The 25,961-nt window shown below is 65.4% G+C and carries 21 protein-coding genes; 16 read left to right on the top strand and 5 right to left on the bottom strand.

Annotated elements, in window-relative coordinates; genetic code table 11:
* Positions 1 to 63: 63 nt before the first annotated feature.
* Complete coding sequence (locus tag CI15_RS32395; protein ID WP_062136993.1) at positions 64 to 948, bottom strand: isocitrate lyase/PEP mutase family protein; 885 nt, start codon at positions 946 to 948, stop codon at positions 64 to 66.
* Positions 949 to 1,150: 202 nt separating this feature from the next.
* On the opposite strand from CI15_RS32395, the gene prpR reads away from it, so the two are divergent.
* The 3 genes from prpR (at position 1,151) to ahpF (ending at position 5,652) form a co-directional block, all read left to right on the top strand.
* Entirely contained in the window at positions 1,151 to 3,175 is a 2,025-nt protein-coding gene (gene prpR / locus CI15_RS32390) for a propionate catabolism operon regulatory protein PrpR (protein ID WP_062138360.1), read from the top strand.
* 147 nt (positions 3,176 to 3,322) lie between these two features.
* Complete coding sequence (gene ahpC, locus CI15_RS32385) at positions 3,323 to 3,886, top strand: alkyl hydroperoxide reductase subunit C (RefSeq protein WP_062136990.1); 564 nt, start codon at positions 3,323 to 3,325, stop codon at positions 3,884 to 3,886.
* Positions 3,887 to 4,059: 173 nt separating this feature from the next.
* Positions 4,060 to 5,652, top strand: coding sequence for an alkyl hydroperoxide reductase subunit F (gene ahpF / locus CI15_RS32380; RefSeq protein WP_062136987.1), 1,593 nt, complete (start codon positions 4,060 to 4,062; stop codon positions 5,650 to 5,652).
* A gap of 112 nt (positions 5,653 to 5,764) precedes the next feature.
* On the opposite strand, the gene CI15_RS32375 is transcribed toward ahpF, so the two are convergent.
* Both CI15_RS32375 and CI15_RS32370 read right to left on the bottom strand, forming a co-directional pair.
* On the bottom strand, positions 5,765 to 6,178 hold the full coding sequence (locus CI15_RS32375) for a DoxX family protein (RefSeq protein WP_062136985.1): 414 nt from the start codon (positions 6,176 to 6,178) through the stop codon (positions 5,765 to 5,767).
* Positions 6,179 to 6,275: 97 nt separating this feature from the next.
* A complete protein-coding gene (locus tag CI15_RS32370) occupies positions 6,276 to 7,001 on the bottom strand; it encodes a pirin family protein (RefSeq protein ID WP_062136983.1) in 726 nt (241 codons plus the stop codon).
* A gap of 137 nt (positions 7,002 to 7,138) precedes the next feature.
* Between CI15_RS32370 and CI15_RS32365 the strand changes: the two genes are divergently transcribed.
* Complete coding sequence (locus CI15_RS32365) at positions 7,139 to 8,029, top strand: LysR family transcriptional regulator (protein WP_062138358.1); 891 nt, start codon at positions 7,139 to 7,141, stop codon at positions 8,027 to 8,029.
* Positions 8,030 to 8,105: 76 nt separating this feature from the next.
* Here the strand turns inward: CI15_RS32365 and CI15_RS32360 are convergent, their stop codons facing one another.
* Positions 8,106 to 9,122, bottom strand: a complete 1,017-nt coding sequence (locus CI15_RS32360; RefSeq protein ID WP_062136980.1) for a 1-aminocyclopropane-1-carboxylate deaminase — start codon at positions 9,120 to 9,122, stop codon at positions 8,106 to 8,108.
* A 139-nt stretch (positions 9,123 to 9,261) separates the two neighbouring features.
* Between CI15_RS32360 and CI15_RS32355 the strand changes: the two genes are divergently transcribed.
* From CI15_RS32355 to CI15_RS32315, 9 genes are all read left to right on the top strand, one after another.
* Positions 9,262 to 9,801 carry an Lrp/AsnC family transcriptional regulator gene (locus tag CI15_RS32355; protein WP_062136977.1) on the top strand — a complete coding sequence of 180 codons (540 nt, stop codon included), beginning with the start codon at positions 9,262 to 9,264 and terminating at the stop codon, positions 9,799 to 9,801.
* A 148-nt stretch (positions 9,802 to 9,949) separates the two neighbouring features.
* Positions 9,950 to 10,708 (top strand): peptide-methionine (S)-S-oxide reductase MsrA, encoded by a 759-nt coding sequence (gene msrA, locus CI15_RS32350; RefSeq protein WP_062136974.1) that lies wholly within the window; start codon positions 9,950 to 9,952, stop codon positions 10,706 to 10,708.
* A gap of 357 nt (positions 10,709 to 11,065) precedes the next feature.
* Positions 11,066 to 11,965: a MipA/OmpV family protein gene (locus tag CI15_RS32345; protein WP_062138356.1), complete on the top strand. Its 900-nt coding sequence runs from the start codon at positions 11,066 to 11,068 to the stop codon at positions 11,963 to 11,965.
* Between the two features lie 113 nt (positions 11,966 to 12,078).
* A complete protein-coding gene (gene katE / locus CI15_RS32340; RefSeq protein ID WP_277621334.1) occupies positions 12,079 to 14,205 on the top strand; it encodes a catalase HPII in 2,127 nt (708 codons plus the stop codon).
* A 256-nt stretch (positions 14,206 to 14,461) separates the two neighbouring features.
* Entirely contained in the window at positions 14,462 to 18,025 is a 3,564-nt protein-coding gene (locus tag CI15_RS32335) for a response regulator (RefSeq protein ID WP_062136967.1), read from the top strand.
* A gap of 34 nt (positions 18,026 to 18,059) precedes the next feature.
* On the top strand, positions 18,060 to 18,905 hold the full coding sequence (locus CI15_RS32330) for a CheR family methyltransferase (protein WP_062136964.1): 846 nt from the start codon (positions 18,060 to 18,062) through the stop codon (positions 18,903 to 18,905).
* 10 nt (positions 18,906 to 18,915) lie between these two features.
* The gene (locus CI15_RS32325) at positions 18,916 to 19,545 is read left to right on the top strand and encodes a chemotaxis protein CheB (protein WP_062136961.1); all 630 of its coding nucleotides are present in this window, start codon (positions 18,916 to 18,918) and stop codon (positions 19,543 to 19,545) included.
* 9 nt (positions 19,546 to 19,554) lie between these two features.
* A complete protein-coding gene (locus CI15_RS32320) occupies positions 19,555 to 20,682 on the top strand; it encodes a hybrid sensor histidine kinase/response regulator (protein WP_062136958.1) in 1,128 nt (375 codons plus the stop codon).
* Positions 20,683 to 20,784: 102 nt separating this feature from the next.
* Positions 20,785 to 21,609 carry a helix-turn-helix transcriptional regulator gene (locus CI15_RS32315; RefSeq protein ID WP_062136956.1) on the top strand — a complete coding sequence of 275 codons (825 nt, stop codon included), beginning with the start codon at positions 20,785 to 20,787 and terminating at the stop codon, positions 21,607 to 21,609.
* A gap of 56 nt (positions 21,610 to 21,665) precedes the next feature.
* Here CI15_RS32315 and CI15_RS32310 read toward each other — a convergent pair whose 3' ends face one another.
* On the bottom strand, positions 21,666 to 22,607 hold the full coding sequence (locus CI15_RS32310) for a LysR family transcriptional regulator (RefSeq protein WP_062138354.1): 942 nt from the start codon (positions 22,605 to 22,607) through the stop codon (positions 21,666 to 21,668).
* Positions 22,608 to 22,800: 193 nt separating this feature from the next.
* On the opposite strand from CI15_RS32310, the gene CI15_RS32305 reads away from it, so the two are divergent.
* The 3 genes from CI15_RS32305 to CI15_RS32295 all read left to right on the top strand — a co-directional run bounded on the left by CI15_RS32305 (position 22,801) and on the right by CI15_RS32295 (position 25,937).
* Positions 22,801 to 24,000 (top strand): amino acid aminotransferase, encoded by a 1,200-nt coding sequence (locus tag CI15_RS32305; protein ID WP_062136953.1) that lies wholly within the window; start codon positions 22,801 to 22,803, stop codon positions 23,998 to 24,000.
* 99 nt (positions 24,001 to 24,099) lie between these two features.
* Positions 24,100 to 24,894: a class II aldolase/adducin family protein gene (locus CI15_RS32300; protein ID WP_062136951.1), complete on the top strand. Its 795-nt coding sequence runs from the start codon at positions 24,100 to 24,102 to the stop codon at positions 24,892 to 24,894.
* Between the two features lie 59 nt (positions 24,895 to 24,953).
* The gene (locus tag CI15_RS32295) at positions 24,954 to 25,937 is read left to right on the top strand and encodes a 2-dehydropantoate 2-reductase (RefSeq protein ID WP_062136949.1); all 984 of its coding nucleotides are present in this window, start codon (positions 24,954 to 24,956) and stop codon (positions 25,935 to 25,937) included.
* The last annotated feature ends 24 nt before the right edge of the window (positions 25,938 to 25,961 follow it).

Below are 25,961 nucleotides of genomic sequence, written 5' to 3'. Positions count from 1 at the left end.
ATAAAGGGTCCCCTATCGTCGAGGCGCGCAGCGCGTCGCACCGCCGCGGCGCCCGGGCGTGCCTCAGCCCTTCGCCGCGTACTCCTTGTCCAGACGGTCATACAGCGGCTTGTTGACGAGCCGCTGACGCTCGCTGAACGGCGCGACGATGGTCGCGTCTTCGTCGAGGCGGCCGTTGCTTTGCAGCGTGCCGAGCGCGCGCTGCATGCCGAGCACCGCGCCTTGCAGCGCCGCGTTCGCGTACAGGACGATGCCGTAGCCGAGCTTGCCGAGCGCCTCGCGCGACTGCACCGGCGTCTTGCCGCCGATCACGATATTGATCAGTTGCGGCACGTCGAACAGGCCCGGCAGACGCTCGATGTCGGCGAGCGATTCGGTTGCCTCGATGAACAGGATGTCGGCGCCCGCTTCGATGAAGCGATGACCGCGCTCGATCGCATCCTCGATGCCGTGGACCGCCGCCGCGTCGGTGCGCGCCATGATCTGCAGGTTCGCGTCTTCGCGCGCGTCGACGGCCGCGCGAATCTTGCCGACCATCTCGCTCGTCGCGACGACTTCCTTGCCCGAGAAGTGGCCGCATTTCTTCGGCATCACCTGGTCTTCGAACTGGATCACGTCGGCGCCGCTGCGCTCGAGCACGCGCACGGTCTGGCGCACGTTCAGCGCATTGCCGAAGCCGGTGTCGGCATCGACGATCAGCGGCAGCGCGACCGCGTCGCGGATGCGGGCGGTGTGCTCGGCGACCTCGGCCAAGCCGATAAAGCCGAGGTCGGGCAGACCGAGCGACATATTGGTGACGCCCGCGCCGGTGATGTAGACCGCCTCGAAGCCGGCATCCTCGATCACGCGCGCGCTCATTGCGTTGAACGCGCCGGGCACGAGCAGCCCCTGACGCTGGTTGACCTTGGCGCGGAACGCGGCGCGGCGGGTGGCGGAAGTGGTGGTCATGATGCGGGTCTCCTGAAGGGAAATCGGTAGTGGAACGTGGGCGACATTCTGCAGGAAGCGTGCCATTGACTTGGCGTTTCGCGGATAGGCCCGCTGGAACAAGGGTTTGCGCGATCTGGGTGTGGTTCGGCAGTTCGTGGCACAATCGCTGGAACGTTTCATGAAACGTTTCGCGGAACGTTTCAATCCAAGGAGGGCCGCAGTGTCCACGTTCACCCCATTCGTCGCGAACCCGAGTCCCGCCGTCGATGCCGGCCGGCCCGGTGTCGCACTCGTCAGTATCAGCCGACTGCAATCGCTTTGCGAGGCGGTGGCGCCGCGCTACGCCGGCCGCGCCAGATTCTTCACGGTGCGGGAGGGCTACGGCGCGGCCGTCACCGCGCTGCAAGCCTACGTGGACGCGGGTTCGGTCGACGTCGTGCTGTCCGCGGGTTCCAACGGCGCGTATCTGCAAGAGAACCTCAGCGTGCCGGTCGTGATGGTCAAGGTGAACGGCTTCGACGTGTTGAGCGCGATCACGCGCGCCACCGCCACGTGGCCAGAGGCGCGCATCGGGCTCGTGCTGCACGAAGCGATCGCGCAGGAGCTGGCCGACCTGAGCCCGCTCCTGAACGTCGATCTGCGCCAGCGCGCCTACCGCTCGATCGACGAGGTGCGGCTCGCGGTCGAACAGCTCGCCGCGCAGGGCTGCCGCGTCGTCGTCGGCGCCGGCATGGCCTGCGATCTGGCGCAGCAAGCCGGCATGGAAAGCGTGTTCCTGTACTCGCTCGCCGCGGTCGAGGAGGCGTTCGAGCGTTCGGTCGAACTCGCGCGCGTGAGCCGCCAGAAGGAGTCCAAGCGGGTGCGCCTGAACACGATCGTCGCGCACCTGCGCGACGGCGTCGCCGCGTTCGACGAAGCCGGCCAGCTCGAAGCCGTCAACCCGGCGATGCTCGAACTGCTCGGTTTGGGCGCCGCGCAGACACTCGCCAAGGACGACGAGGACACCCCCACGCGCGTCGCGCGCGCGCTCGCGCCGCTGTTGCGCGAGACCCGCGCCGCCGAGCAGCCGGTCGACGAACGCATCGAGCAGATCGGCGGCCGCGCGCTGATCGTCAACTGCGTGCCGATCGCCGAGCAGGGCGCGCGCGCCGGTTTCGTCGTGACCGCCCAGGATGCGCTCGTCGCACAGCGGATCGACCGTTCGCTGCGGACCAGCCAGCGGCCGAGGCATCTGGTCGCGCGGCATCGGCTCGACGATCTGATCGGCGCTTCGGTGGCGCTCGAGCGCGTGCGCCGGCTGGCGCGCGCCGGCGCCGCGCACGACGCGACCGTGCTGCTGACCGGCGAAAGCGGCACCGGCAAGGAATTGGTGGCGCAGGGCATCCACAACGCGAGCCGGCGGCGCGGCAATCCGTTCGTCGCGTTCAACTGCGCGGCGCTGCCCGAGGGGCTGATCGAAAGCGAGCTGTTCGGGCACGAGGAAGGGGCGTTCACCGGCGCGCGGCGCGGCGGCAAGCCGGGGCTGTTCGAAATCGCGCACACGGGCACGATCTTTCTCGATGAAATCGGCGAAATGCCGGCCGCGCTGCAAAGCCGGCTCTTGCGCGTGCTGCAGGAGCGCGAGGTGATGAAGCTCGGCGCGGGCCGCGCGACGCCGGTCGACGTGCGCGTGATCGCCGCGACGCACCGTGACCTGCATGCGCTCGTCGAGCAGGGCGCGTTTCGCGCGGACCTGTATTTCCGATTGAATCTGCTTCAGATAAAATTGCCGCCGCTGCGCGAACGCCGCGCCGACATCGCGCCGCTGGCGCGGCATCTGCTGGGCCGCAGCGCGCTGCAGTACGGTTTGTCGGCGGCTGCGCTGGAACGGGTGCTCGCGTTTCTCGAGCCGCTTTTTGCGAATTATGCGTGGCCCGGCAACGTCCGCGAGCTGGAAAATCTGTTGGCACGCGCGGCGATTTATGTCGGCGACGCAACCCGCGAAATATCCGGGAACCTGGCCACCGAAGCCTTGCCAGACTGGCAGGCGGTGTTTCCCGAGTTCACGCGGATCGGGCCGGCCGCCGGGATCGAGCGGATCACAGCGGCTGCTTCGGGCCCCCCCGCTGGCAGCACGGCGCCCCGCGCCACCCCCACCCGCAAGGACGCGCTGCGCGCCCTCGAACAATCCGGCGGCAATCGCGCCGCCGCGAGCCGCGCGCTCGGCATCGGCCGGACCACGCTGTGGCGGCTTCTGAAGGGCTGAAACGCCCTACAAATCGTCCCGATAGTTTGAACCCACAAATTAAATAGTGTCAGACTATTAAAGTCATTAACACAATCCGCTTTACCTATTAAGTACAGTCTGACATACTGACTCCACTTTCCAACCACCCAGAGAGGGAATCAGCAAATGCCGATCATCAACAGTCAAGTCAAACCGTTCAAGGCACAGGCTTACCACAACGGCGATTTCACGACCGTCACTGAAGAAAGCCTGAAGGGCAAGTGGTCGGTTTTCGTGTTCTACCCGGCCGACTTCACGTTCGTCTGCCCGACCGAACTGGGTGACCTGGCCGATCGTTACGAAGAGTTCAAGAAGATCGGTGTGGAAATCTACAGCGTGTCGACCGATACGCACTTCACGCACAAGGCCTGGCACGACACGTCGGACACGATCCAGAAGATCAAGTACCCGATGCTGGCTGACCCGACGCTCGCTATCTCGCGCAACTTCGACGTGCTGATCGAAGAAGAAGGCCTCGCGCTGCGCGGCACGTTCGTGATCAACCCGGAAGGCGAAATCAAGCTGTGCGAAGTCCACGACAACGGCATCGGCCGTGACGCTGGCGAACTGCTGCGCAAGGTTCAGGCTGCGCAATACATCGCGAAGCATCCGGGTGAAGTGTGCCCTGCGAAGTGGACGCCGGGCGCAGAAACGCTGACCCCGTCGCTCGACCTGATCGGCAAGATCTAAGGTCCATGCAGCGCCCGCTGCATTCGTAGTCTGCATTTGCCGGGTCCTTCCCGGCGCAGCACCGCGCGAACCGTCTGACACGGCGCTTCGCGCGTTCCCGGGCTGTACGCGTCCTATCCGGATGCGTGCGGTGCCGGGGCACCAACACCCCACGCCACGGAAAACGCAAAGCCATGCTTGACGCCAATCTCAAGACTCAATTGAAGTCGTACCTCGAAAAAGTTAGCAGGCCTATTGAGCTGGTCGCATCGGTCGACGACAGCGCCAAGTCCCAGGAGCTGCTGGCCCTCTTGAACGATATCGCATCGTTGTCTGAGCGCGTCACGGTCATCGAGCGTCGCGGCGACGGCGAGCGTAAGCCTTCGTTTTCGATTGGCGAAGCGGGCAAGGATAGCGGCATCCGTTTCGCCGGCATTCCGATGGGGCATGAATTCACGTCGCTCGTCCTCGCACTGCTGCAGGTCGGCGGCCATCCGGTCAAACTCGACGATGCGGTGATCGAGCAGATCCGCAGTCTCGACGGCGACTATCAATTCGAAACGTACTTCTCGCTGTCGTGCCAGAACTGCCCGGAAGTCGTGCAGGCGCTGAACGTGATGGCGTTGATCAATCCGCGTATCCGTCATGTAGCGATCGACGGCGCGCTGTTCCAGAACGAAGTCGAAGCGCGCCAGATCATGGCGGTACCGACGATGTTCCTGAACGGCGACGTGTTCGGCCAGGGCCGCAGCGGCGTGAAGGAAATCCTCGCCAAACTCGACACCAACGCAGGCGAGCGCGCCGCGAAGGAACTGGAGAACAAGCCGGTATTCGACACGCTGATCGTCGGCGGCGGCCCGGCGGGCGCGGCGGCGGCGATCTACTCGGCGCGCAAGGGTATTGCGACCGGCGTCGTGGCCGAGCGTTTCGGCGGCCAGGTGCTCGATACGCTGGCCATCGAAAACTTCGTCTCCGTGACGGAAACCGAGGGACCGAAGTTCGCGACCGCGCTCGAACAGCACGTGAAGGCGTATGAGGTCGACATCATGGACGTGCAGCGCGCCGAAGCGTTGATTCCGGGGCGCATCAACGAAGTGCGTCTGGCGAACGGCGCGGTGCTGAAGGCGAAGACGATCATCCTCGCAACCGGCGCGCGTTGGCGCGAAATCAACGTGCCGGGCGAGCGCGAGTATCGCAATCATGGCGTCGCGTACTGCCCGCACTGCGATGGCCCGCTGTTCAAGGGCAAGCGCGTCGCGGTGATCGGCGGCGGCAACTCGGGCGTCGAAGCGGCGATCGACCTGGCGGGTCTCGTGCGCCAAGTGACGCTGCTCGAATTCGGCGCATCGCTGCGTGCCGACGAAGTGCTGCAACGCAAGCTGCGCAGCCTGCCGAACGTGACGGTGGTCACCCAGGCGCAAACCACGGAAATCACCGGCGACGGCAAGAAAGTCGACGGTCTCGTCTACAAGGATCTCGCTTCGGGCGAAGTGAAGAAGATCGAGCTCGAAGGTGTGTTCGTGCAGATCGGTCTGGTGCCGAACACCGAATGGCTGAAGGGCACGGTCGAGTTGTCGAAGCATGGCGAGATCGTCGTCGACGCACGCGGCGCGACGTCGGTGCCGGGCGTGTTCGCCGCCGGCGACGTGACGACGGTGCCGTTCAAGCAGATCGTGATCGCGGTGGGCGAGGGCGCGAAGGCATCGCTGTCCGCGTTCGATCACCTGATCCGCAACAGCGAAGAAGTCGTGGAGCTGAGCGAAGCGGAAGCCGAAGCAGCGGTTTGATCCGGTTGATGAAAGACGCAAACGGCGGCCCGCGGGTCGCCGTTTCAGTTTGCGCACGAAACAAGGCCCGCACGCACGCGGGCCTTGTTTCGTTAGGGCACGGCAATCGCCATCAGCGTCGGTCGAACGAGTACTTGCCAGGGCCGCTCACGCACAACAACAGCAAGCCGCCGATGATTCCGATGTTCTTGTAGAAATGAATCATGTTGTCGTACTGCATCGCGCCCGTCATGTTCCAGTAGTGGTGACCAATGATCGCGGTGCCGAGCGTATACACCGCAAGCAGCAGCGCCAGCGGTCGCGTGAAAAATCCCACCAGCAGTGCGACGCCTACGACGAGTTCCATCACCACCGCGATAACGGCAGACAACTCCGGCATGGGCGCGCCGGTCGAGGTCATATAAGCGACGGTGCCAGAAAAGCCGGTCAGTTTCGACCAGCCGAACAGCACGAAGAGCACCATCAGCAGGATGCGAGCGACGAGAAGGACGGTGTCTTTCTGGTTTTCAAACAGTGTGTAGCGCATGATTGTTCCCGTAAGGATAGACAGATGAGGCTCGCTGGAAATGTTCGTCCAGCGAGCCGCCGTTCAGATTAGGTCGAGAGCGGCGCAAGTGAAGCGCTTATGCCCACAACGCCGAAGTTTCGATGTTCCGCAGATCGAACACGAGCACCTCCGCATCATGGCCTTGCGTGAACGTCAGCGCTTCTTCGCCACGCACGCGCACGCCGTCACCCTCGCCAAGCTCGACGCCATTCACCGTGACGCTGCCGCGCGCCACATGAACATATGCATACCGGTCGCTCGCAAGTTCGAGCCGCGCCGTTTCATCACCGTCGAAAAGTCCGGCATACACGCGCGCATCCTGTTGCAACTGCAGCGAACCATTTGCACCGTCCGGTGACAGCACGAGTCGCAGCACGCCGCGCTTGTCGGCCGCGCCGAAGTGCTGTTGCTGATAGCGCGGCTGCGTGCCCTGCTGGGCCGGCGCGATCCAGATCTGCAGGAAATGCACCGGCTCGCTCTTCGAATGGTTGAATTCGCTGTGCGCGACACCCGTGCCCGCGCTCATCAACTGGATGTCGCCGGGCACGATCACCGAGCCCGTGCCCATCGTGTCCTTGTGTTCGAGCGCGCCTTCGAGCACGTACGAAAAGATCTCCATGTCGCGATGCGGATGCTTGCCGAAGCCTTGCGCCGGCGCGACACGGTCGTCGTTGATCACGAGCAGGTCGGAGAAGCCGTTCTGCTTCTGATCGTAGTAATGCGCGAACGAAAACGTGTGACGCGAGCTGAGCCAGCCGTGTTCCGCGCGGCCACGTTGATTGGCGTGTCTGATTTCGAGCATGCTGTTTCTCCTTGAGTCTTGTTGTGCGATCCGGGCCAGATGTTTGGCTGCGATCCATGAACGACAGTGTAGGTCAATCCAGATGGTTATAATCACGACAAAACTGGAAACACTGTCGCTATAGGGTGGACAATACGATGCAGCTCGATGACATGCGGATCTTCGTCGCGACCGTCGACGCCCACAATTTCACCGCCGCGGCGAACCGGCTGTCATTGTCGAAGCAGTTCGTGAGCCGCCGCGTGATGGCGCTCGAGGAAGCGCTCGGCGTGCAATTGCTGATCCGCAACACGCGCAAGCTGGCGGTGACCGATCTGGGCCAGGAGTTCTACGAGCGCGCGAGGCGGATTCTCGGCGAGGTCGAGGATGCCGAGCAGGCCATGTCGCTGCGCCGCGCCGGGCCGCGCGGGCTGCTGCGCGTGAGCGCGCCGATGTCGTTCGGCATGATGCATCTGTCGCCGCTCGTCGCGTCGTTCCTGCGCGAGCATCGCGACGTGCGCTTCGACATGGAGTTGAGCGACCGCGCCGTCGACGTGGTCGGCGAGGGCTTCGACATGGCGATCCGCATCGGCACGCTGGCGGATTCGTCGCTGATCGCGCAGAAGCTGATCGATGTGAAGATGCTCGCCTGTTGCAGCCCCGGCTATCTGCGGCGGCGCGGCACGCCCGCGGCGCCGGCCGACCTGGCGAAGCACGACTGTCTGCTGTACGGCCACGGCGGGGTGGTGAGCTGGGAGTTCAGCATCGACGGTGCGGTGAAGAGTGTCGAGGTGCGCGGGCCGTTGCGAGCCAATAACGGCGATCTGATCCGCGATGCGGCCGTCGCGGGACTCGGGATCGTCAGGCTCCCCGATTTCATCGTCGCCGATGCGCTGGCGAGCGGGCAGCTCGTGCCGGTGCTCGAAGCGTTCCTACCGGCCGCGACGGGCGTCTACGCGGTCTATCCGCAGCATCGGCAAAGCTCGGTCACGATCCGCGCATTCGTCGAGTTTCTGCGCAAGCATCTGAAGAAAAGGCTCGAAAGTTGACGCAAGGCCGCACGCCGAACCGCCGACGCCCGACGGCTAGACCCCACGCGACGCCCGTCGCCTGAACCACATCAAATCAACCATCGCGGAAGATAAAGCTATACGCGTTCAATGCCGGCACGCCGCCCAGATGCGCGTACAGCACGCGCGAGCCGGCCGGAAACTCGCCGTTGCGCACCTTGTCGATCATGCCGTGCATCGATTTGCCCTCGTACACCGGATCGGTCAGCATGCCTTCGAGCCGCGCGCACAGGCGGATCGCTTCTAGCGTGCCGTCGTTCGGCAGACCGTATTCCGGGCCGCCGTAACGCTCGTCGAGCACGACGTCCTTCGCGGTGATGTCGCGGCCCAACTCGACGCTTTCGGCGGTGCGCTTCGCGATGCGCGTGATCTGCTCGCGCGTTTGCGCGGGTTTGGCCGATGCGTCGATGCCGATCACGCGATCGGCGCGGCCGTCGGCGGCAAATCCGACGACCATGCCCGCCTGCGTGCTGCCCGTCACCGAACATACGACGACGTAGTCGAACCTGAAGCCCAGTTCGGCCTCCTGCTGGCGCACCTCTTCGGCGAAGCCGACGAACCCGAGGCCGCCCAGCGGATGATCCGAACAGCCGGCGGGAATCGCGTACGGCTTGCCGCCGGCCGCGCGCACGCTGTCGAGCGCGTCTTCCCAGCTCTTGCGAAAGCCGATGTCGAAGCCATCGGGCACCAGCCGTACGTCGGCGCCCATCATGCGCGACATCTGGATGTTGCCGACACGGTCGTACACCGCATCCGAGTAGTTGACCCAGTTCTCCTGCACGAGCACGCATTTCAGCCCGAGATGCGCGGCCACCGCCGCGACCTGGCGCGTCTGGTTCGACTGGATGCCGCCGATCGACACGAGCGTGTCGCAGCCCTGCGCGAGCGCGTCGGGAATCAGATATTCGAGCTTGCGGGTCTTGTTGCCGCCGAAGGCGAGGCCGCTATTGCAGTCCTCGCGCTTCGCATACAGCTCGACCTTGCCGCCGAGATGCTGGCTCAGGCGTTTGAGCGGCTGGATCGGTGTCGGTCCGAAGGTGAGCGGGTAGCGGGGGAATCGTTGCAGGTTCATCGCGGCTCCGTGGTGAGTGAATTGCATCAGTTCATGTTAGGAAAAACCGCTAGAAATGAGCTTGCGAAAAAAATGGCCTGGACGTATTTTTAGAAAATTGAACTCGCTTCACTCCTAACAAAACTTGGTTCAGACGCCAATGAGCGCAACAAAAGTTCGTGCCGCATCGAAACAGTCTGACAGGACCGCGACCCTCTCCACGTCGTCGGCCGGGCCCCATCACGTGCTCGACCGCATCGATCGCGCGATCCTGCGGCAGTTGCAAACCGATGCTTCGATTTCGAACGTCGCGCTCGCTGCGAAAGTGAAACTGAGCGCGCCCGCGTGTTTGCGGCGCGTCGAACGGCTCAAGGAAGCGGGGCTGATTCGCGGCGTGGTCGCGCTGCTCGATCCGAAGGCGGCCGGCGCGGGCATGCTGGTGATCATCGGCGTGGTGCTCGATCGCTCGACGCCCGAGTCGTTCGCCGAGTTCGAAAAGGCCGCGCAGAAAGTGGCCGGCTGCATGGAGTGCCACGTGGTGACCGGCGAGTTCGACTATTTCATGGTGATTCGCACGCGTGATAGCGACAGCTTCAACCGTCTGCATGCCGAGCAGTTGCTCTACCTGCCGGGTGTGCGCCAGATCCGCTCGTTCATGGTGCTGAAGGAAATCCTCTCGACGACGCAGTTTCCGCTTTGAGCCGCGCGGCCTGCGGCCGGCCGTGAATGCGCGCATGCTGTCATAACCGCCGTGTCCGCGCGACCAAGCCACGACACACCCGCACGTGGCGCCAGCCGGCAAAAGCGCCGCGGCCGGTGCGCGTCGGCACTTTTCCGGAGCGACCATCATGACTTGCGACAGTCCGCAATCCCTTACATCGTTCGACGGCACCGCGAAACGCCCACGCGCGGCCGCGTTGTCGTGGCTGGTCGCCGCTGGGGCGCTCGCGTTGCTGCTCGGGCCGCGCGTTGCGTTATCGGCCGAGGGCGCCGTCGTGATCGCGCCGCCCGCGCTCGACGAACCGCTCCCCGCCAGCACCGCGCACGAGGAAACCGCGGTGTTGGCGGGCGGCTGCTTCTGGGGCGTCCAGGGTGTGTTCCAGCATGTGCGCGGCGTCACGCGGGCGGTGTCCGGCTACTCCGGCGGCGCGCGCGAGACCGCGCAGTACGAGACCGTCAGCGGCGGCGAGACCGGGCACGCCGAATCGGTGCAGGTCACGTTCGATCCGGGCAAGGTCACCTACGGCCAGTTGCTGCAGGTGTATTTCTCGGTGGTTCAGGACCCGACCGAGCTGAATCGTCAGGGGCCCGACAGCGGCACGCAGTACCGCTCCGCGATCTTTCCGCTGAACGACGCACAGCGCCGCGTCGCGCAAAGCTACATCGCGCAGCTCGACAAGTCGCGCGTGTTCCCCGCGCCGATCGTCACGAAGACGGAGCCGTACAAAGGCTTCTATCCGGCCGAGTCCTATCACCAGAACTATCTGACCTTGCATCCCGATTCGGCCTATATCGTGTTCAACGACATGCCGAAAATCGCCAATCTGAAGCGCCTGTTCCCCAGCCTGTATCGCGAGAAGCCGGTGCTCGTCGAAGCCGGTCAATAATCCTCCGGACAGCGGCGCGGACCGCGCCGTTTCGTCGTCTGACGCGCCCGCTCGTGAAGCCTTGCGGCGCGGGCGTCATCAATCCTCCACAGACTAGGCGCATATCTTGCGAATCGATGAGCCGTTGGCCATTGTTCGCGTCGCCGTGGCGCGCGCGGACGGCGCGCAATAGCCATCACTACCGCGTGGATCACGCGGGCTCGCTGGACGTCGTACGCATTGCGCAGCCCGCATCAATGACTGGAAAAATTACACGCCGTAAGTAGCGGTGCGGCGGTCGTCCTGGCTTTTGGGTCCGCACTGGACACCGGGGCGAGAACCTATTTTCTTCGCGACGAGCGGGATCGGAGGCTTGTGGTGTTGAACAGCCGTAGAAAGAAGCGGGGCGCCACGTCTCGCCATAAACGAACCGGCATCGCGGCGAGCTCGTTGGTCGCCGCGACCTTGGGCGCCATGGCCTGCGTGCCGGGTGGGGCCTTCGCGCAGACGCCGTCGCCGCTGGGCGAATGGCAATACTCGGCCGGCATTCCACTACAGAAGATGTTCCAGCAGAACATTCCCGACTGGCAACTGCGCCTTGGCGTGGCCACCTCGTTCCAGCCACGCTTCGAGGGCTCCGACCGCTATCACGTGGTGGCCGGCCCGAGCATCGACGTGCGTTACAAGGATCTGTTCTTTCTGTCGAGCGGCGAAGGCTTCGGCGTGAATTTCGCGCAGGGCGAGAACTGGCGCATGAGTCTCGCCGCGGTCTATGACCTCGGGCGACGCGGACAGGACGATCCCCAGGAGCTCAACGGCCTCGGCAACATCAACTTTGCGCCGGGCCTGAAGCTCGCGGGCGAGTACGTCGTGTCGAAGAATTTTCCGCTCGTGTTGCGCGCCGATATCCGCCGCTATTTCGGCGGATCGAATGGCTGGATCGGCGATCTCGGCGCCTATATGCCGATGCCGGGCAGCTCGCAGAAGTTCTTCTGGTTCGCCGGCCCGAACGTGGTGATGGCCGACTCCAACTACATGAACAGCTGGTTCGGCGTCAATCAGGAGCAGGCCGCGCACTCGCAGTATCCGCAGTATCACGCGAGCGCGGGCTTCAAGTCGGTGGGCTTCGGTGTCAGCGCGATCTGGCTGTTCAGCAAGCACTGGTTCGCGACCGCCGATGGCGCGTTCGAGCAACTCGTCGGCAGCGCGGGCAACAGTCCGATCACGCGCAGCCGCGCCACGGGTGTCGCGGACGTATCGATCAACTATCGGTTCTGACGCAACGCCGCGGCGCCTTTACAACCCCGCGACGTCACGGGTATAGCCCTTGCTGACTCTGTGTTCGCGCGCCGCGACGCCTCCGTCGCGGCGCGCCCGAACACAAGGAGTCGATTCCCATGGCAGGTAAAGCGAATACCCCGAAGAGCACGCCGCAGGCAAACGGGCGAGCAAAGTCGAACGACGCGAAATCGAACGATCTCGAACGCAATCGCGTGAGGCCGCAAGGCGAGGCGCTGAGAACCAATCAGGGCGTCAAGATCGCCGACAATCAGAACAGCTTGCGTGCGGGGCCGCGCGGCCCGTCGCTGCTCGAAGATTTCATCATGCGCGAGAAGATCACGCATTTCGACCACGAACGCATCCCCGAGCGCATCGTGCATGCGCGTGGCTCGGCCGCGCATGGTGTCTTCAAGGCGTACGAATCGATGCGCGAGTACACCAAGGCCGCGTTCTTGCAGGACCCGGCCGCCGAAACGCCGGTCTACGTGCGCTTCTCGACCGTGCAAGGTCCGCGCGGCTCGGCCGACACGGTGCGCGACGTGCGCGGCTTCGCGGTGAAGTTCTACACGCAGGAAGGCAATTTCGATCTGGTCGGCAACAACATGCCGGTGTTCTTCATTCAGGATGCGATCAAGTTTCCCGACTTCGTGCACGCGGTGAAGCCCGAAGCGCCGAACGAAATGCCGACCGGCGGTTCAGCGCACGACACCTTCTGGGACTTCGTCTCGCTCGTGCCCGAGTCGGCCCACATGGTGCTGTGGACGATGTCGGACCGCGCGATTCCGCGCAGTCTGCGGACCATGGAAGGCTTCGGCATCCACACCTTCCGCTTCGTCAACGCAAAGGGCAAAGCGCGTTTCGTGAAGTTCCACTGGCGTCCCGTGCTCGGCTCGTATTCGTTGCTGTGGGACGAAGCTCAGAAGCTCGCGGGCAAGGACCCGGATTTCCACCGCCGCGATCTGTGGGAAGCGATCGAGCGCGGCGATTATCCGGAGTACGAACTGGGCGTGCAGATCGTCGAGGAAGCCGATGAGCACAAGTTCGATTTCGATCTGCTCGATCCGACCAAGCTGATTCCGGAAGAATTGGTGCCGGTGAAGCTGATCGGCAAGATGACGCTCAATCGCAATCCGGACAACTTCTTCGCCGAAACCGAACAGGTTGCGTTCCACCCGGGGCATATCGTGCCGGGCATCGACTTCAGCAACGATCCGCTGTTGCAGGGGCGTCTGTTCTCGTACACGGATACGCAGATCAGCCGTCTGGGCGGTCCGAACTTTCACGAGATTCCGATCAACCGGCCGATCAGTCCGTTCGTCAACAATCAGCGCGATGCGATGCATCGGCAAGCGATACATGTCGGGCAAGCGTCGTACGAGCCGAATTCGTTGAACGACGGCTGGCCGAAGGAAACCGCTCCGGCCGCCGAGGAGGGCGGCTTCGAAAGCTATCAGGAACGCGTCGAAAGCACGAAGATTCGCGTGCGCAGCGAGTCGTTCGCCGATCATTTCTCGCAGGCCGCACTGTTCTACAACAGCATGTCGGAGCCGGAGAAAGACCATATCGCGGCGGCGTATCAGTTCGAGCTCGGCAAGGTGACGAAGCCCGAGATTCGCGCGCGCCAGGTCAACGAGATTCTCGCGAACTTCGACGCGGACCTCGCCGCGAAGGTGGCCGTTGGGCTCGGCCTGCCGGCGCCGAAGAAGGGCACGGCGAAGCTGGTCGGGGCAAAGACGTCGCCCGCGCTGAGCCTGCTCAATCGTGTGAAGCCCGGCATCAAGACCCGCAAGATCGCGCTGCTCGCCGCGCCCGGCTCCGATGGCGCCGCGATCAAACAGCTGCAGCAGGCGCTCAAGGGCGAAGGCGCGACGCCGATGCTGATCGCGCCCACACTCGCCGCGATCGACGGCATCGCGCCGGACGCGACGATCGCCGGGCTGCCGTCGATCATGTTCGACGCGGTGATCGTCGTCGGCGGCGCGGCGGGGGCGAAGACGCTCGCGCAATCGGGCGATGCGCGGCACTTCGTGCTGGAGGCGTTCAAGCATCTGAAGGCGATCGCGGCGCTGGGCGCGGGACGCGACGTGCTCGCGGCCGCGCAACTGCCCGCGCAAGCCGACGGCGTCGCCATAGGAGAAGACTCGCAGTCCGCCGAGGTGCTGAAGGCGTTCATCGAGACCGCCGGACAGCATCGCGTGTGGTCGCGCGCGGCGCAGGCGGAGTCGGTGCCGGCCTGAGCGCGGTTGAACGCAGCTGAACCCGGCGCGACGCGTCGATGCATGAACCTGGCCGGTGCAAGCCGGCCAGGTTCTTTTGTGCTTCGCGCCGGGCCCGCCACGCCCTGTCCAGCATGCCTCGACGCCAGCGCGCCCGTTACAAGATGCGCGTCGTCCTTGTATGATGACGGCGGTCGCATCGCGGTAAATAAACGCCGTGGGCAGACCTGAAAAATATTCCGCATCGACCCGATTCGCCATGCCACATACAGAAAAAATGACCGCATCGCAGGCCGTCGATCAACTCCGTTTCCGCCGCATTCTTCGTCGCAACCTTGCGCTGCCCCTGGGCGTCGGCCTCGTCACGATGGTGCTGTTCGTCGGCCTGATCGCGTACCTCGTGTCGACGATGAGCTGGGCCGAACACTCCGAACGTGTAATCGGCGATGCCAACGAAATGCTGCGGCTCGCGGTGGATCGCGAATCGTCGATGCGCGGCTTTCTGATCACCGGCGACGAGAGCTTCCTCGTGCCGTACGAAAACGGCGGCCCGAAATTCACCGCACAGCTCGACGCTTTGCAGAAGCAGGTCGCCGACAACCCGCCGCAAGTCGAACGCCTCAAACAGATCAAGGGGTTGCAGGAGCGTTGGAGCCGCTTCGCCGAAGAGATCATCGACGCGCGCCGCCGCAACCAGGACTTTGAAACCGCGATCGCAGCGGGGCGCGGCAAGCTCGAATTCGACGAAACGCGGCGCGAGTTCGGCGAATTTCTCGACGTCGAGTTGAGCTTGCGGCAAGAGCGCATCGAAGCGACGCGCCGTGTGACGGCGACGCTGGTCGGCGTGTTTCTGCTGTTCAGCCTCGTCGTCAGCGGTCTGCTCGCCTGGCGGGGCCGTCGCGAACTGCTGGATCTGTCCGAGACCTACGACAGCGTGCTGCGCCGCCAGGCCGAACAGACTGCCCAGCTCGAACAGCAGGTCTGGTTGCGCTCGGGCCAGCGCCTGCTGGCGGACAAGGTCGTCGGTCAGGCCAGCGCGGCGCTCGTCGGCCGCGCGATGCTCGACTTTCTCGCCCAATATCTCGATGCGGTCGTCGCCGCGATCTATGTGCGCGACAGGCAGCAGGGCACGCTGCGCCGCATCGCGACCTATGGCTTTAGCCGCGACAGCGAGCAGAGCGCCGCCCTCAACTTCGAGGAGGGCGAGACGCTGGTCGGCCAGGCCGCGCGCTCGCGCCGCACGCTGGTGTTGCGCGAGGTGCCACCCGATTACGTGCGGGTCGCGTCGGCGACCGGCAACGGCGTGCCGCGCAATCTGCTGATCCTGCCGATCGACAACGACGGCCAGGTCAATGGCGTCGTCGAAATGGGCTTTCTGCGCGAGGTGACGCCACGCGACGAAGAGTTCATGGAGTTGATCCGTCACAGCATGGGCGATTTTCTCGAGGCGGCGCTGTATCGCGAACGCCTTCAGGACGCGCTCGCCGAGACGCAGCAGTTGAACGAGGAGTTGCAGGTCCAGCAGGAGGAACTGCGCGTCTCCAACGAAGGGCTCGAAGAACGTGGCCGCGCGCTGCTGGAGTCGCAACGGCGCCTCGAGGCGCAGCAGGCCGAGCTCGAACAGACCAACGTACAACTGGAGGAATACGCGCAGCGGCTGGAGCGGCAGAAGTCGGATCTGCTGCGCGCGCAGACCGATCTCGCGGCCAACGCGGAGCGCCTCGAACAGTCGAGCCGCTACAAGTCCGAGTTCCTCGCCAACATGTCGCACGAACTGCGCACACCGCTGAACAGCTCGCTGATTCTCGCGAAGCTGCTGCAGCAGAATCGCGGCGGCAATCTGACCGAGGAGCAGGTGCGCTACGCGGAGACGATCCACGCGTCCAATAGCGACCTGCTGGTGCTGATCAACGACATTCTCGACCTGTCGAAGGTCGAGGCGGGGCAACTGACGGTCGAGCCCGAAACGGTGTCGATCGAGGCGACGCTGCAGTCGCTCGAAGAAATGTTCCGGCCGATCGCCGCGACCAAGCACTTGCGTCTCGCGTTCGACCGCCTGCCCGGCACGCCGGATACGTTCGTCACCGACGGCCAGCGGCTCACGCAGATCCTGCGCAACCTGCTGTCGAACGCGCTGAAGTTCACCGACCACGGCGAGGTGACGCTCGCGGTTGCGCCGGTCGAAGACGACGTGCTGCGCTTCGACGTGCGCGATTCGGGCATCGGCATTGCGGCCGACAAGCTCGACATGATCTTCGAGGCGTTCCAGCAGGCCGATGGCTCGACGAGCCGTCAATATGGTGGCAGCGGCCTCGGACTGTCGATTTCGCGCGAGTTTTCGCGGATGCTGGGCGGGCGTATCACAGTCGCGAGCGAAGTCGGCAAGGGCAGCGTGTTCACGCTGTGGCTGCCGCGCGATGCGCGCGAAGCGCTCGCCGCTGCGCAGAGCGAGACGATGAGCGGCGTCGGCACGAATGCGCAGGCGGGCGGCGAAGCGCCATTGCTGCACACGCCGCTCGCCGCCGCGTCTCATGCGGTGATCTCGCCGGCGAATGGATTGGCCAGCCGGGCGTCGGCCGCCGCGGCGCGCGAGGCGTTGCTGCCCGGCGCTTTCGAGCCCCCCGCCGCGCCGATTGCCGACGACCGCGACAACCGCACCCGCGCGGGCCGTCTGATCGTCGCGGTCGAAGACGATCCGCCGTTCGCCGCGATTCTGCGCGACCTCGTGCACGAACTCGACTTCGACTTCGTGCATGCGAGCGACGCCGCAAGCGGCCTCACGCTGGTGCGCGACATGCGGCCGGCCGCGGTGCTGCTCGATGTCGGTCTGCCGGACCGCTCGGGTCTCACGGTGCTCGAATGGCTGAAGAGCGATCCGCTGACGCGCCACATTCCGATCCACATCGTGTCGGCCACCGATCACGCCGACAAGGCGCTGCACCTCGGCGCGATCGGCTACACGCTGAAGCCGACCGCGCGCTCGACGATGGAAGCCGCGATTCGTCGCCTCGAAGCGCGCTTGCAGCAGCGCCTGAAGCGCGTGCTCGTGATCGAGGACGACGCGCCGATGCGCGAAAGCATCCGCGCGCTGCTGCAAAGCGAGAACACCGAAATCGTCGCGGTCGCCACACTCGCCGAAGCGTTCGGGCAACTCTCGGCGCTGTCGTTCGATTGCGTCGTCACCGACCTCGCGCTGCCCGACGGCACCGGCTACGATCTGCTCGAACGTCTCGCCGCGAACACCGCGCACGCGTCGCTGCCGGTGATCGTCTACACGGGCCGCATGCTGTCCGACGACGAGGAACACCGGCTGCGCCGCTATTCGAAGTCGATCATCATCAAGGGCGCGAAATCGCCGGAGCGTCTGCTCGACGAAGTCACGCTGTTCCTGCACAGCGTCGAGTCGTCGCTCGCGCCGGAGCAGCAGCGCATGCTGCGCACCGTGCGGCAACGCGACAATGCCTTCGAGGGCCGCACGATCCTGCTCGCCGAAGACGACGTGCGCAACATCTTCGCGCTCTCGCACGTGCTGGAACCGCTCGGCGCGAAGTTGCTGATCGCGCGCAACGGCCGCGAGGCGCTCGACGAACTGGAGAACGGTCCGGACGTGCATCTGGTGCTGATGGACATCATGATGCCGGAGATGGACGGTCTGACCGCGATGGGCGAGATCCGCCGCAATCCGCGTTTCGCGCATCTGCCGATCATCGCGCTGACCGCGAAGGCGATGGCCAACGATCGCACGCGCTGTCTCGAAGCGGGCGCCGACGACTACGTGTCGAAGCCGATCGACGTCGACAAGCTCGTCGCGCTGTGCCGCGTGTGGCTGCGCCAGCGCTGAGGGGCGACGCGTGAGCACGGAAGAGAGAAACCCGATGACCCCGTCCGCATTCGAACCACCGCAGCGCATCAGCGATTTCGACATCGAATTGCGGCTGCTGCTCGAGGCGATCTATCTGAAGTATCAGCACGACTTTCGCCACTACGCGATGTCGTCGCTGCGCCGCCGCCTCACGCATGCGCTCGACGAATTCGGGGTGCAGACGCTATCGCAATTGCAGGACCGGATTCTGCGCGACGGCAACGAGTTTTCGCGGTTGTTTCAGTACCTGACCGTGCAGGTGAGCGAGATGTTTCGCGATCCGTCGTATTTCCGTGCACTGCGCGAACACGTGCTGCCGCGTTTGCGCACCTATCCGTCGATCAAGGTGTGGGTCGCCGGATGCAGCACGGGCGAGGAGCTGTGGTCGCTGAAAATCCTGTTCGACGAGGAGGGGCTCACAGAGCGCACGCTGTTCTACGCGACCGACATCAATCCCGACGCGCTCGCGCGCGCCCAGGCGGGCATCTACGCGCTCGAACGCATCCAGGGCTTCACGCAGAACTATCTGGCGGCGGGTGGCACGCGTTCGCTGTCGGACTACTATCATGCAGCGTATGGCGGCGCGCGCTTTGCCGGCTCGCTCAAGGAGCGGGTGGTGTTCGCCGATCACAGCCTGTCCACCGACGAAGTGTTCCTCGAAGCGCATCTGGTGTCGTGCCGCAATGTGCTGATCTATTTCGACCGCGGCTTGCAGGATCGCGCGCTGGGGTTGTTCGAGAACGCGCTGGTGCGGCGCGGCTTTCTCGGCTTGGGCAGCAAGGAGAGCCTGCGGTTTTCGCCGCATTACCCCGCGTTCGACGAGTTTCGCGCGGCCGAACGCATTTACCAGAAGCGTTAGCGAGGTCGCCATGCCACGCTCGAACGTTCAGCGCGCCGAGGCCAGCACCGCGGCGCCCACGCAGGCGCCACGAAGCTACGATCTCGTCGTGATCGGCGGCTCGGCAGGCGGCATCGAGGTGCTCAAGGTGCTGCTCGCCATCTTGCCCGCGCGCTTCGCGCCGGCCGTGATGATCGTCACGCACCTGCCGCCCGATCCGCCGAGCTATCTGGTGCCGGCGCTCGCGTATCGCTGCGCGCTGCCGGTGCTCGAACCCGATGCGGGCGAGCTGATCCTGCCGGGCCGCGTGCATGTCGCGCCGGCGGGTTATCACATGCTGGTCGAAGTGGACCGTACGGTCGCGCTGTCGACCGATGCGGCGGTGCGCTTCTCGCGGCCGTCGATCGACGTGCTGTTCGAATCGGCCGCCGAGGTGTACGGCGAGCGGCTGCTCGCGATCCTGCTGTCCGGCGCCAACGACGACGGCGCGCACGGGCTCGAACGTGTGCGCGCGTGCGGCGGCACCGCGTGGGTGCAGGAGCCGGACAGCGCCGCTTCACCGGAGATGCCGCGCGCGGCGATCGCGCGTGGCGTGGCCGACGCAATCTACCATCCCGAAACCCTGGCGAAGCGCCTTGCCGCGCTGCCGACTTCTTCCTGATCCGATGCCATGACGAACTCACCTGTGAACATCCTGATCGTCGACGACATCGTCCACAACATCACCGCGCTCGAAGCCTTGCTCGCGCGGCCCGACGTTGCGGTGCTGGTCGCCGACTCCGGCACCGCCGCGCTCGATCTGCTGCTCAAGCACGAAGTCGCGCTGGCGATTCTCGACGTCAACATGCCCGGCATGAACGGCTTCGAGCTGGCCGCGCTGATGCGCGGCAGCCCGCGCACCTCGCATGTGCCGATCATCTTTCTGACCGCGACCGCGCAGGACGCGTCGCGCACGTTCCGCGGCTACGAGGCGGGCGCGGTCGACTTTCTGTACAAGCCGTTCGATCCGCGCATCCTGCAATCGAAGGTCGACGTGTTCGTGCAACTGGAAGAGCAGAAGCGCGAGCTTGCCGCGCAACTGGTGACCACGCGCCAGATGCTCGAAGCGAACGAGATGCTGATGGCGGTGCTCAGTCACGATCTGCGCACGCCGCTCGGCGCGGTGCTCGCGTCGGCGGAATACCTGATGCGCACGGCGGCCGACGAGCAGGCCGCGACCGTCGCGGCGCGCGTGAAGAACAGCTCGCTGCGCATGGCGCGGATGGTCGATCAATTGCTGAACCTCGCGCGCCTGCAGGGCGGACGTCTGCCGTTGCAGCCGCGCTCGATCGAACTCGCGACGCTATGCCGCTCGGTGATCGACGAATTCGCGTCGCAAAAGAGCGGCAGGCAGATTGTCTTCACCTGCGCCGGCAATACGGCCGGCGCGTGGGATACCGATCTCGTGTGGCAGGCGGTGTCGAATCTGGTCGGCAATGCGCTGCATCATGGCGCGCCGGAGGGCGATATCGTTGTCGAGGTCGATGGCGACGCCGAGGATGTCGTGCGCCTGAAGGTATCCAACCGCGGCACGATCCCGGCCGAGGTGTTTCCGCATCTGTTCAAGGCGTTCGTCTCGAACGGCAACGGCGCGCGCTCGCGCGAGGGACTCGGGCTCGGGCTGCATATCGTGCAGGAGATCACGCGCATGCATGGCGGTGAGGTCAGCGTCGTGTCCACCGAGGAAGCGGGCACGACCTTCACGATCGAATTGCCGAGGGCGGTGGCATTGCAGCGCGGGGCGTTCACGCGGCGATAACGGGTCGATAAAGCGTTGGTCACGGGGGTAGAGCGGCGCGGCTCACCCGCTGTGCTACGCTTGCCGCAACCGAATTCACGCAGCGCGATACCGACTTTCATCATGCGTTCCTGGCGCCTTGCATCACCGCAGCGCAGCGGGCAGATCAGCACCGCGCGCGCCACCGACCTCGTCATGGCGATCTCCCACCCGGACACCGACGCGCTCGCCGCGAGCATTCTGCAGACGGTTGGCGAGTCGCTGTCGCTGCCGGTGTCGCAGTGCACGGTCTTCGCGTATGAGTTCGAGGCGCGGCCGCGTACTTTGTCGGCGGCCGATCATCGCGGAGGGCATTATCTGCGCGAGGTCGCCGAGCGCTACGCCGCGCATTTCTATGCGCTCGACGGCAATCGCGCGATCATCGGCTCGACCAACCCCGGCGTGCACACGGCCCCGCGCGATGCACTGGTGCTGCATCAGCAGCGCGGCGACGAAATCGAAAACGAAGCGTATCGCGCGGCCTGCTACGCGCAACCGAACGTGTCGGACCGGCTGTCCTTGCTGGTGCGGCCGGTGGACGGCGTGTGGCTGTCGATCAACCTGTATCGCGACCGCGCGTACGGCGTATTCGCGCCGGGCGAACTGGAGCGGATCGAAGGCGTCGCGCCGCTGTTCGCGCATGCGGCGAAGGGCCATTACGCGCTGAACGGGCAGCATCAGCAGGGCGCCGGTGCGGCGATGCTCGCGCGCGTGCGGCGCGTGTGTCCGGCGCTGACGCCGCGCGAGCTCGACGTGCTGCGTGGCACGCTCGAAGGCGCGAGCGCCGCCGAGATCGCCGGGCAGATGGGCGTGAAGCCAGCGAGCGTGGTCACGTATCAGAAGCGTGCGTATGCGCGGCTCGGGATTTCGAATCAGCGGCAACTGTTCGCGCTGTGTATGCAACCTTAGCCGCATCGGTGCCGAAGCGGGCGTCAGGCTCGCTTCAAGCCCGCTTCAAGCCCGCTTCAAGCCCTTTTACCCCGCGCCTCGGCCTGGGTCTCCCGATCCCAGCGCTTCAACCAGCGCATCACGAAATCCGCGAAGCCATCGGCCGATGGCGACAGCGCACGCTCGGTCGAGCGATACACACACACTTCACGAATCGTCTCGGGGTCTACGATGCGCTTCATCACGAGCCCGAACGTGCGCGCGAGCGGCGCGACATAGGCTGGCGCGAGCGTCACCGCCAGCCCCTGCGCGGCGAGACCGAACGCGGTGGTCACATTGTCGACGACCTCGACCGGGACGATGCGCGCCTCCACCGGCAGATTGGCGCGCATCTGATCGACCGCACGTTCGTGGTCGCGGCCGGTCGCGACGATCGGCACGTCGCGCAGATGCGGCCACTGCACGCGGCGGCGCGCCGCGAGCGGATGCGTGGCCGAGCACCACATGACCCACGGGCTCGCGAACGCGGGCTCGCAGCGCACGCGCGCGCCGCTTTGCCGGTCCGGGCCGATCGCGAGATCGATGTCGCCGCTCTCGACGCGCTCCACCAGTTGTTCGACCTCGGTATCGCAGATGCGCACGACGACCTTCGGCTTGTCGCGCGCGTACTCGGCGATCGCCGCGGGCAACGCGGTCGACGCGATCACGAGCGGCGCGCCGACCCGCACGATGCCGGCGGCGCGGTTGCGGATATCGTCGGCGGACTGGGCGGCCGCGCGCACGTGCCGCAGCACCGATTCGGCCGAGGCCAGAAAGTCCTGCCCCGCGCTGGACAGCGCGACGCGCCGCGTGGTGCGATCGAACAGCCGGAAGCCGAGCTCGGCTTCGAGTTCCGCCAGCAACTGGCTCACCGCCGACGAAGTCAGCCCGAGCCGCTGCGCCGCCGCGCCGATGCTGTGCAGATCGACGATGGCGAGAAACGCTTCGAATTGGCGGATTGTGACGCGGGTCAGGGGCATACGATCGATTCTAAAGAAAAACTTACGAATCGTGAAAAATCGATTGATTGTGCGCGGCGCGCCGCCGGTCGACACTCGTGCCGGTCGACTTAGCCCGGCAAACCCGCTTAGACTTGAGGTTTGCCCTGTCGTCCGGGCGCCGCGCGGACGACCGCTACAACAGGCCTTCAGAGGCCGTCTTCAAGGACCCGTCATGTTCGACCATATTCCCGCCTATCCGGGCGACCCGATTCTGAGCCTGAACGAAGACTTTCAGCTGGACCCCCGGCCGAACAAGGTCAACCTCAGCATCGGCATCTATTTCGACGACGCCGGCAAGCTGCCGGTGATCGACGCGGTGCGCCGCGCCGAAACCGCGCTGCTCGACGCGATCGGCCCGCGCTCTTATCTGCCGATGGCCGGTCTGCCGCTGTATCGCGACACCGCGCAGGCGCTCGTGTTCGGCGCCGACAGCGCGGCGCGCGCCGAAGGCCGGATCGCGACGCTGCAAACGCTCGGCGGCTCGGGCGCGCTGAAGGTCGGTGCCGATTTCCTGAAGCGCTACTTCCCCGGCTCGCAGATGTGGATCAGCGACCCAAGCTGGGAAAACCATCGCGTCGTGTTCGAAGGCGCCGGCCTCACGGTCAACACCTATCCGTACTACGACCCGCAAACGGGCGGCCTGCGTTTCGCCGAAATGCTCGCCGCGATCGACGCGCTGCCGGAAAAGAGCGTCGTGTTGCTGCACGCGTGCTGCCACAACCCGACCGGCGTCGATCTGAGCCCGGCGCAATGGGCCGAACTGGTGCCGGTTTTGCAGCGCCGCAAGCTGATTGCGTTCGTCGACATGGCCTACCAGGGCTTCGGCGCGGGCCTCGAAGAAGACGCCGCGCCGGTGCGTCTGCTCGCCGACGCGAACGTGCCGCTGATTGTCGCGAACTCGTTCTCGAAGAATTTCTCGCTGTACGGCGAGCGCGTCGGCGCGTTGAGCGTGGTCTGCAAGAGCGCCGACGAAGCCGCCCGCGTGGCCGGCCAGCTGATGTCGGCGGTGCGCGCGAACTATAGCAATCCGCCCACGCACGGCGCGCGCCTCGTCGCCAACGTGCTGGCCGACTCGACGCTGCGCGCGTCGTGGGAAGCCGAACTCGGCGCGATGCGCGAGCGCATTCTGGCGATGCGCAACGTGATCCACGCCGGACTCGCCGGACGCGTCGATGAAGTGATGCGCGCGCGCTACGTCGCGCAACGCGGCATGTTCACCTACACGGGGCTGTCCGAGAGCCAGGTCGAACTTCTGCGCAACGAATACGCAGTGTACGTGCTGCGCTCGGGCCGCATGTGCGTCGCGGGCCTGAACGCGCGCAACGCGGACTATGTCGCGTCGTCGATCGCGGCGGTGGTGACGGGCGCCTGACGTCGGCCGGCGGGTCGGCCGCTGTCGCAGCACGGGTGAATAGCGATGGGCGGCACGCATCGGCGTGCCGCCACAACGACAATCATGGAGACACTGACGATGGCCACGACCCTCGAAGCGCAACCGGCAAGCGCGCCCAGATCGGCGACGATGCATCCGGACGAATGGCAGGCGCGCGTGCAACTCGCCGCGTGCTACCGGATCTTCGATCTGCTCGGCTGGACCGAGATGATTTACAACCACATCACGCTGCGCGTGCCCGACAGCGTCAGCGGCGCCGAGCGGCACTTCCTGATCAACCCGTTCGGGCTGCACTACAGCGAAGTGACCGCGAGCAATCTGGTGAAGATCGATGCCCACGGGCGCGTGCTCGACGGCTCGCCGTATCCGGTGAACCCGGCCGGCTTCGTCGTGCACGCGGCCATTCACGAGGGCTTGCCCGACGCACACTGCGTGATGCACACGCATACCACGGCGGGTGTCGCGGTGGCCTGTCTCGAAGAGGGTTTGCAGCAGACCAACTTCTATAGCGCGCAGTTGCACGATCGGATCGGGTATCACGACTTCGAGGGCATCACCATTCATGCGGAAGAGGGACCGCGGCTGCTCGCGCATATCGGCGACAAACAGGCCGTGATATTGCGCAATCACGGTCTGCTATCGTGGGGCCGCACGTTGCCGCAGGCCTTCGCGATTCTATGGACGCTGAATCGCGCCTGCGAAATCCAGATGGCGACGTTCTCGATGGGCCGCGCGCGGCCGGTGCCCGAGGAGATCGCGATGCGCTGCTCGCGCGACGCGCTGCAGTTCGACCCGCGCCACGGCGCCGGGCAGGACGTGTTCGACGCGCTAGTGCGGCGGGTCGATCGGATCGATGCGAGCTACCGGCAATGATCGAAACCCTGCGAAAAGCGGCGCGGCAATAAACACAGCAACAGGCAAGGATTCAGGCGATGAAAGTAGCGATCTACGGCGCCGGCTCGATCGGCGGCTGGATGGGAGTGAAGCTCGCGCAGGCGGGGCATCAGGTTGGCGTGGTCGCGCGCGGCGCGACGCTCGATGCGGTGCGCCAGCATGGTCTGCGGCTCATCGAAGGCGGCGTGATTTACGCCGAGCAGGTGAAGGCGAGCGACAAACCGGCCGACCTCGGCGTGCAGGAGTTCGTCGTGATCGCGGTGAAGGGTCCGGCGATGGCGGCGGTGGCCGCGCATATCAAGCCGCTGCTCGGCCCGGAAACCGTCGTGCTGACGGCGATGAACGGCGTGCCGTGGTGGTTCTGCGACGGCCTCGGCGGCGAGCTGGCGGGCCAGCGCCTGAAGACGATCGATCCCGACGGTGCGATTGCCGCCGCGATTCCGGCCGCGCAGACGCTCGGCTGCGTCGTGCATGCCAGCTGCCTGATCGACGCGCCCGGCGTGATCCGGCATCACCAGGGCAATGGGCTGATCGTCGGCGAGGCCTCGGGCAAGCCGAGCGAGCGCGTCGAGCTGCTCGCCGCGCTGCTGCAGGCGGCGGGCTTCCATGCGACGGCCTCGGCGCAGATCCAGCGCGACGTCTGGTTCAAGCTATGGGGCAACATGACGATGAACCCGGTCAGCGCGATCACCGGCGCGACGACCGACCGGATCCTCGGAGACGAACTCGTGCGCGGCTTCGTCACGCACATCATGCTGGAGGCGAAGGAAATCGGCGCGCGCTTCGGTATCCCGATCGACCAGGCACCCGACGATCGTCACGCGGTCACGCTGAAGCTCGGCGCGATGAAGACGTCGATGCTGCAGGACGTGCAGGCGGGTAAGGCGGTCGAACTCGATGCGCTGGTCGGCGCGGTGCGCGAGTTGGGGCAGCTCACGCGTGTGCCGACGCCTTATACGGATGCGTTGCTCGGCCTCGCGCGCCTGCATGCGAGTACGTTGGGGTTGTATCCGAAGCGGTGAGGGTGGAGTCACGTCGCCTCGACG

Origin of the sequence: Paraburkholderia monticola, assembly GCF_001580545.1 — a bacterium.
Classification (GTDB): domain Bacteria; phylum Pseudomonadota; class Gammaproteobacteria; order Burkholderiales; family Burkholderiaceae; genus Paraburkholderia; species Paraburkholderia monticola.
The sequence above is the reverse complement of the archived record's forward strand: the minus strand, read 5'-3'. Positions and strand labels throughout refer to the sequence as shown.

Excerpts from the sequence above, each read along its gene's own strand:
- CI15_RS32395 (WP_062136993.1), bottom strand. The coding sequence starts at position 948 with ATGACCACCACTTCCGCCACCCGCCGCGCCGCGTTCCGCGCCAAGGTC.
- ahpC (WP_062136990.1), top strand. The coding sequence starts at position 3,323 with ATGCCGATCATCAACAGTCAAGTCAAACCGTTCAAGGCACAGGCTTAC.
- ahpF (WP_062136987.1), top strand. The coding sequence starts at position 4,060 with ATGCTTGACGCCAATCTCAAGACTCAATTGAAGTCGTACCTCGAAAAA.
- CI15_RS32375 (WP_062136985.1), bottom strand. The coding sequence starts at position 6,178 with ATGCGCTACACACTGTTTGAAAACCAGAAAGACACCGTCCTTCTCGTC.
- CI15_RS32370 (WP_062136983.1), bottom strand. The coding sequence starts at position 7,001 with ATGCTCGAAATCAGACACGCCAATCAACGTGGCCGCGCGGAACACGGC.
- CI15_RS32365 (WP_062138358.1), top strand. The coding sequence starts at position 7,139 with ATGCAGCTCGATGACATGCGGATCTTCGTCGCGACCGTCGACGCCCAC.
- CI15_RS32360 (WP_062136980.1), bottom strand. The coding sequence starts at position 9,122 with ATGAACCTGCAACGATTCCCCCGCTACCCGCTCACCTTCGGACCGACA.
- CI15_RS32355 (WP_062136977.1), top strand. The coding sequence starts at position 9,262 with ATGAGCGCAACAAAAGTTCGTGCCGCATCGAAACAGTCTGACAGGACC.
- msrA (WP_062136974.1), top strand. The coding sequence starts at position 9,950 with ATGACTTGCGACAGTCCGCAATCCCTTACATCGTTCGACGGCACCGCG.
- CI15_RS32335 (WP_062136967.1), top strand. The coding sequence starts at position 14,462 with ATGACCGCATCGCAGGCCGTCGATCAACTCCGTTTCCGCCGCATTCTT.
- CI15_RS32330 (WP_062136964.1), top strand. The coding sequence starts at position 18,060 with ATGACCCCGTCCGCATTCGAACCACCGCAGCGCATCAGCGATTTCGAC.
- CI15_RS32325 (WP_062136961.1), top strand. The coding sequence starts at position 18,916 with ATGCCACGCTCGAACGTTCAGCGCGCCGAGGCCAGCACCGCGGCGCCC.
- CI15_RS32320 (WP_062136958.1), top strand. The coding sequence starts at position 19,555 with ATGACGAACTCACCTGTGAACATCCTGATCGTCGACGACATCGTCCAC.
- CI15_RS32315 (WP_062136956.1), top strand. The coding sequence starts at position 20,785 with ATGCGTTCCTGGCGCCTTGCATCACCGCAGCGCAGCGGGCAGATCAGC.
- CI15_RS32310 (WP_062138354.1), bottom strand. The coding sequence starts at position 22,607 with ATGCCCCTGACCCGCGTCACAATCCGCCAATTCGAAGCGTTTCTCGCC.
- CI15_RS32305 (WP_062136953.1), top strand. The coding sequence starts at position 22,801 with ATGTTCGACCATATTCCCGCCTATCCGGGCGACCCGATTCTGAGCCTG.
- CI15_RS32300 (WP_062136951.1), top strand. The coding sequence starts at position 24,100 with ATGGCCACGACCCTCGAAGCGCAACCGGCAAGCGCGCCCAGATCGGCG.
- CI15_RS32295 (WP_062136949.1), top strand. The coding sequence starts at position 24,954 with ATGAAAGTAGCGATCTACGGCGCCGGCTCGATCGGCGGCTGGATGGGA.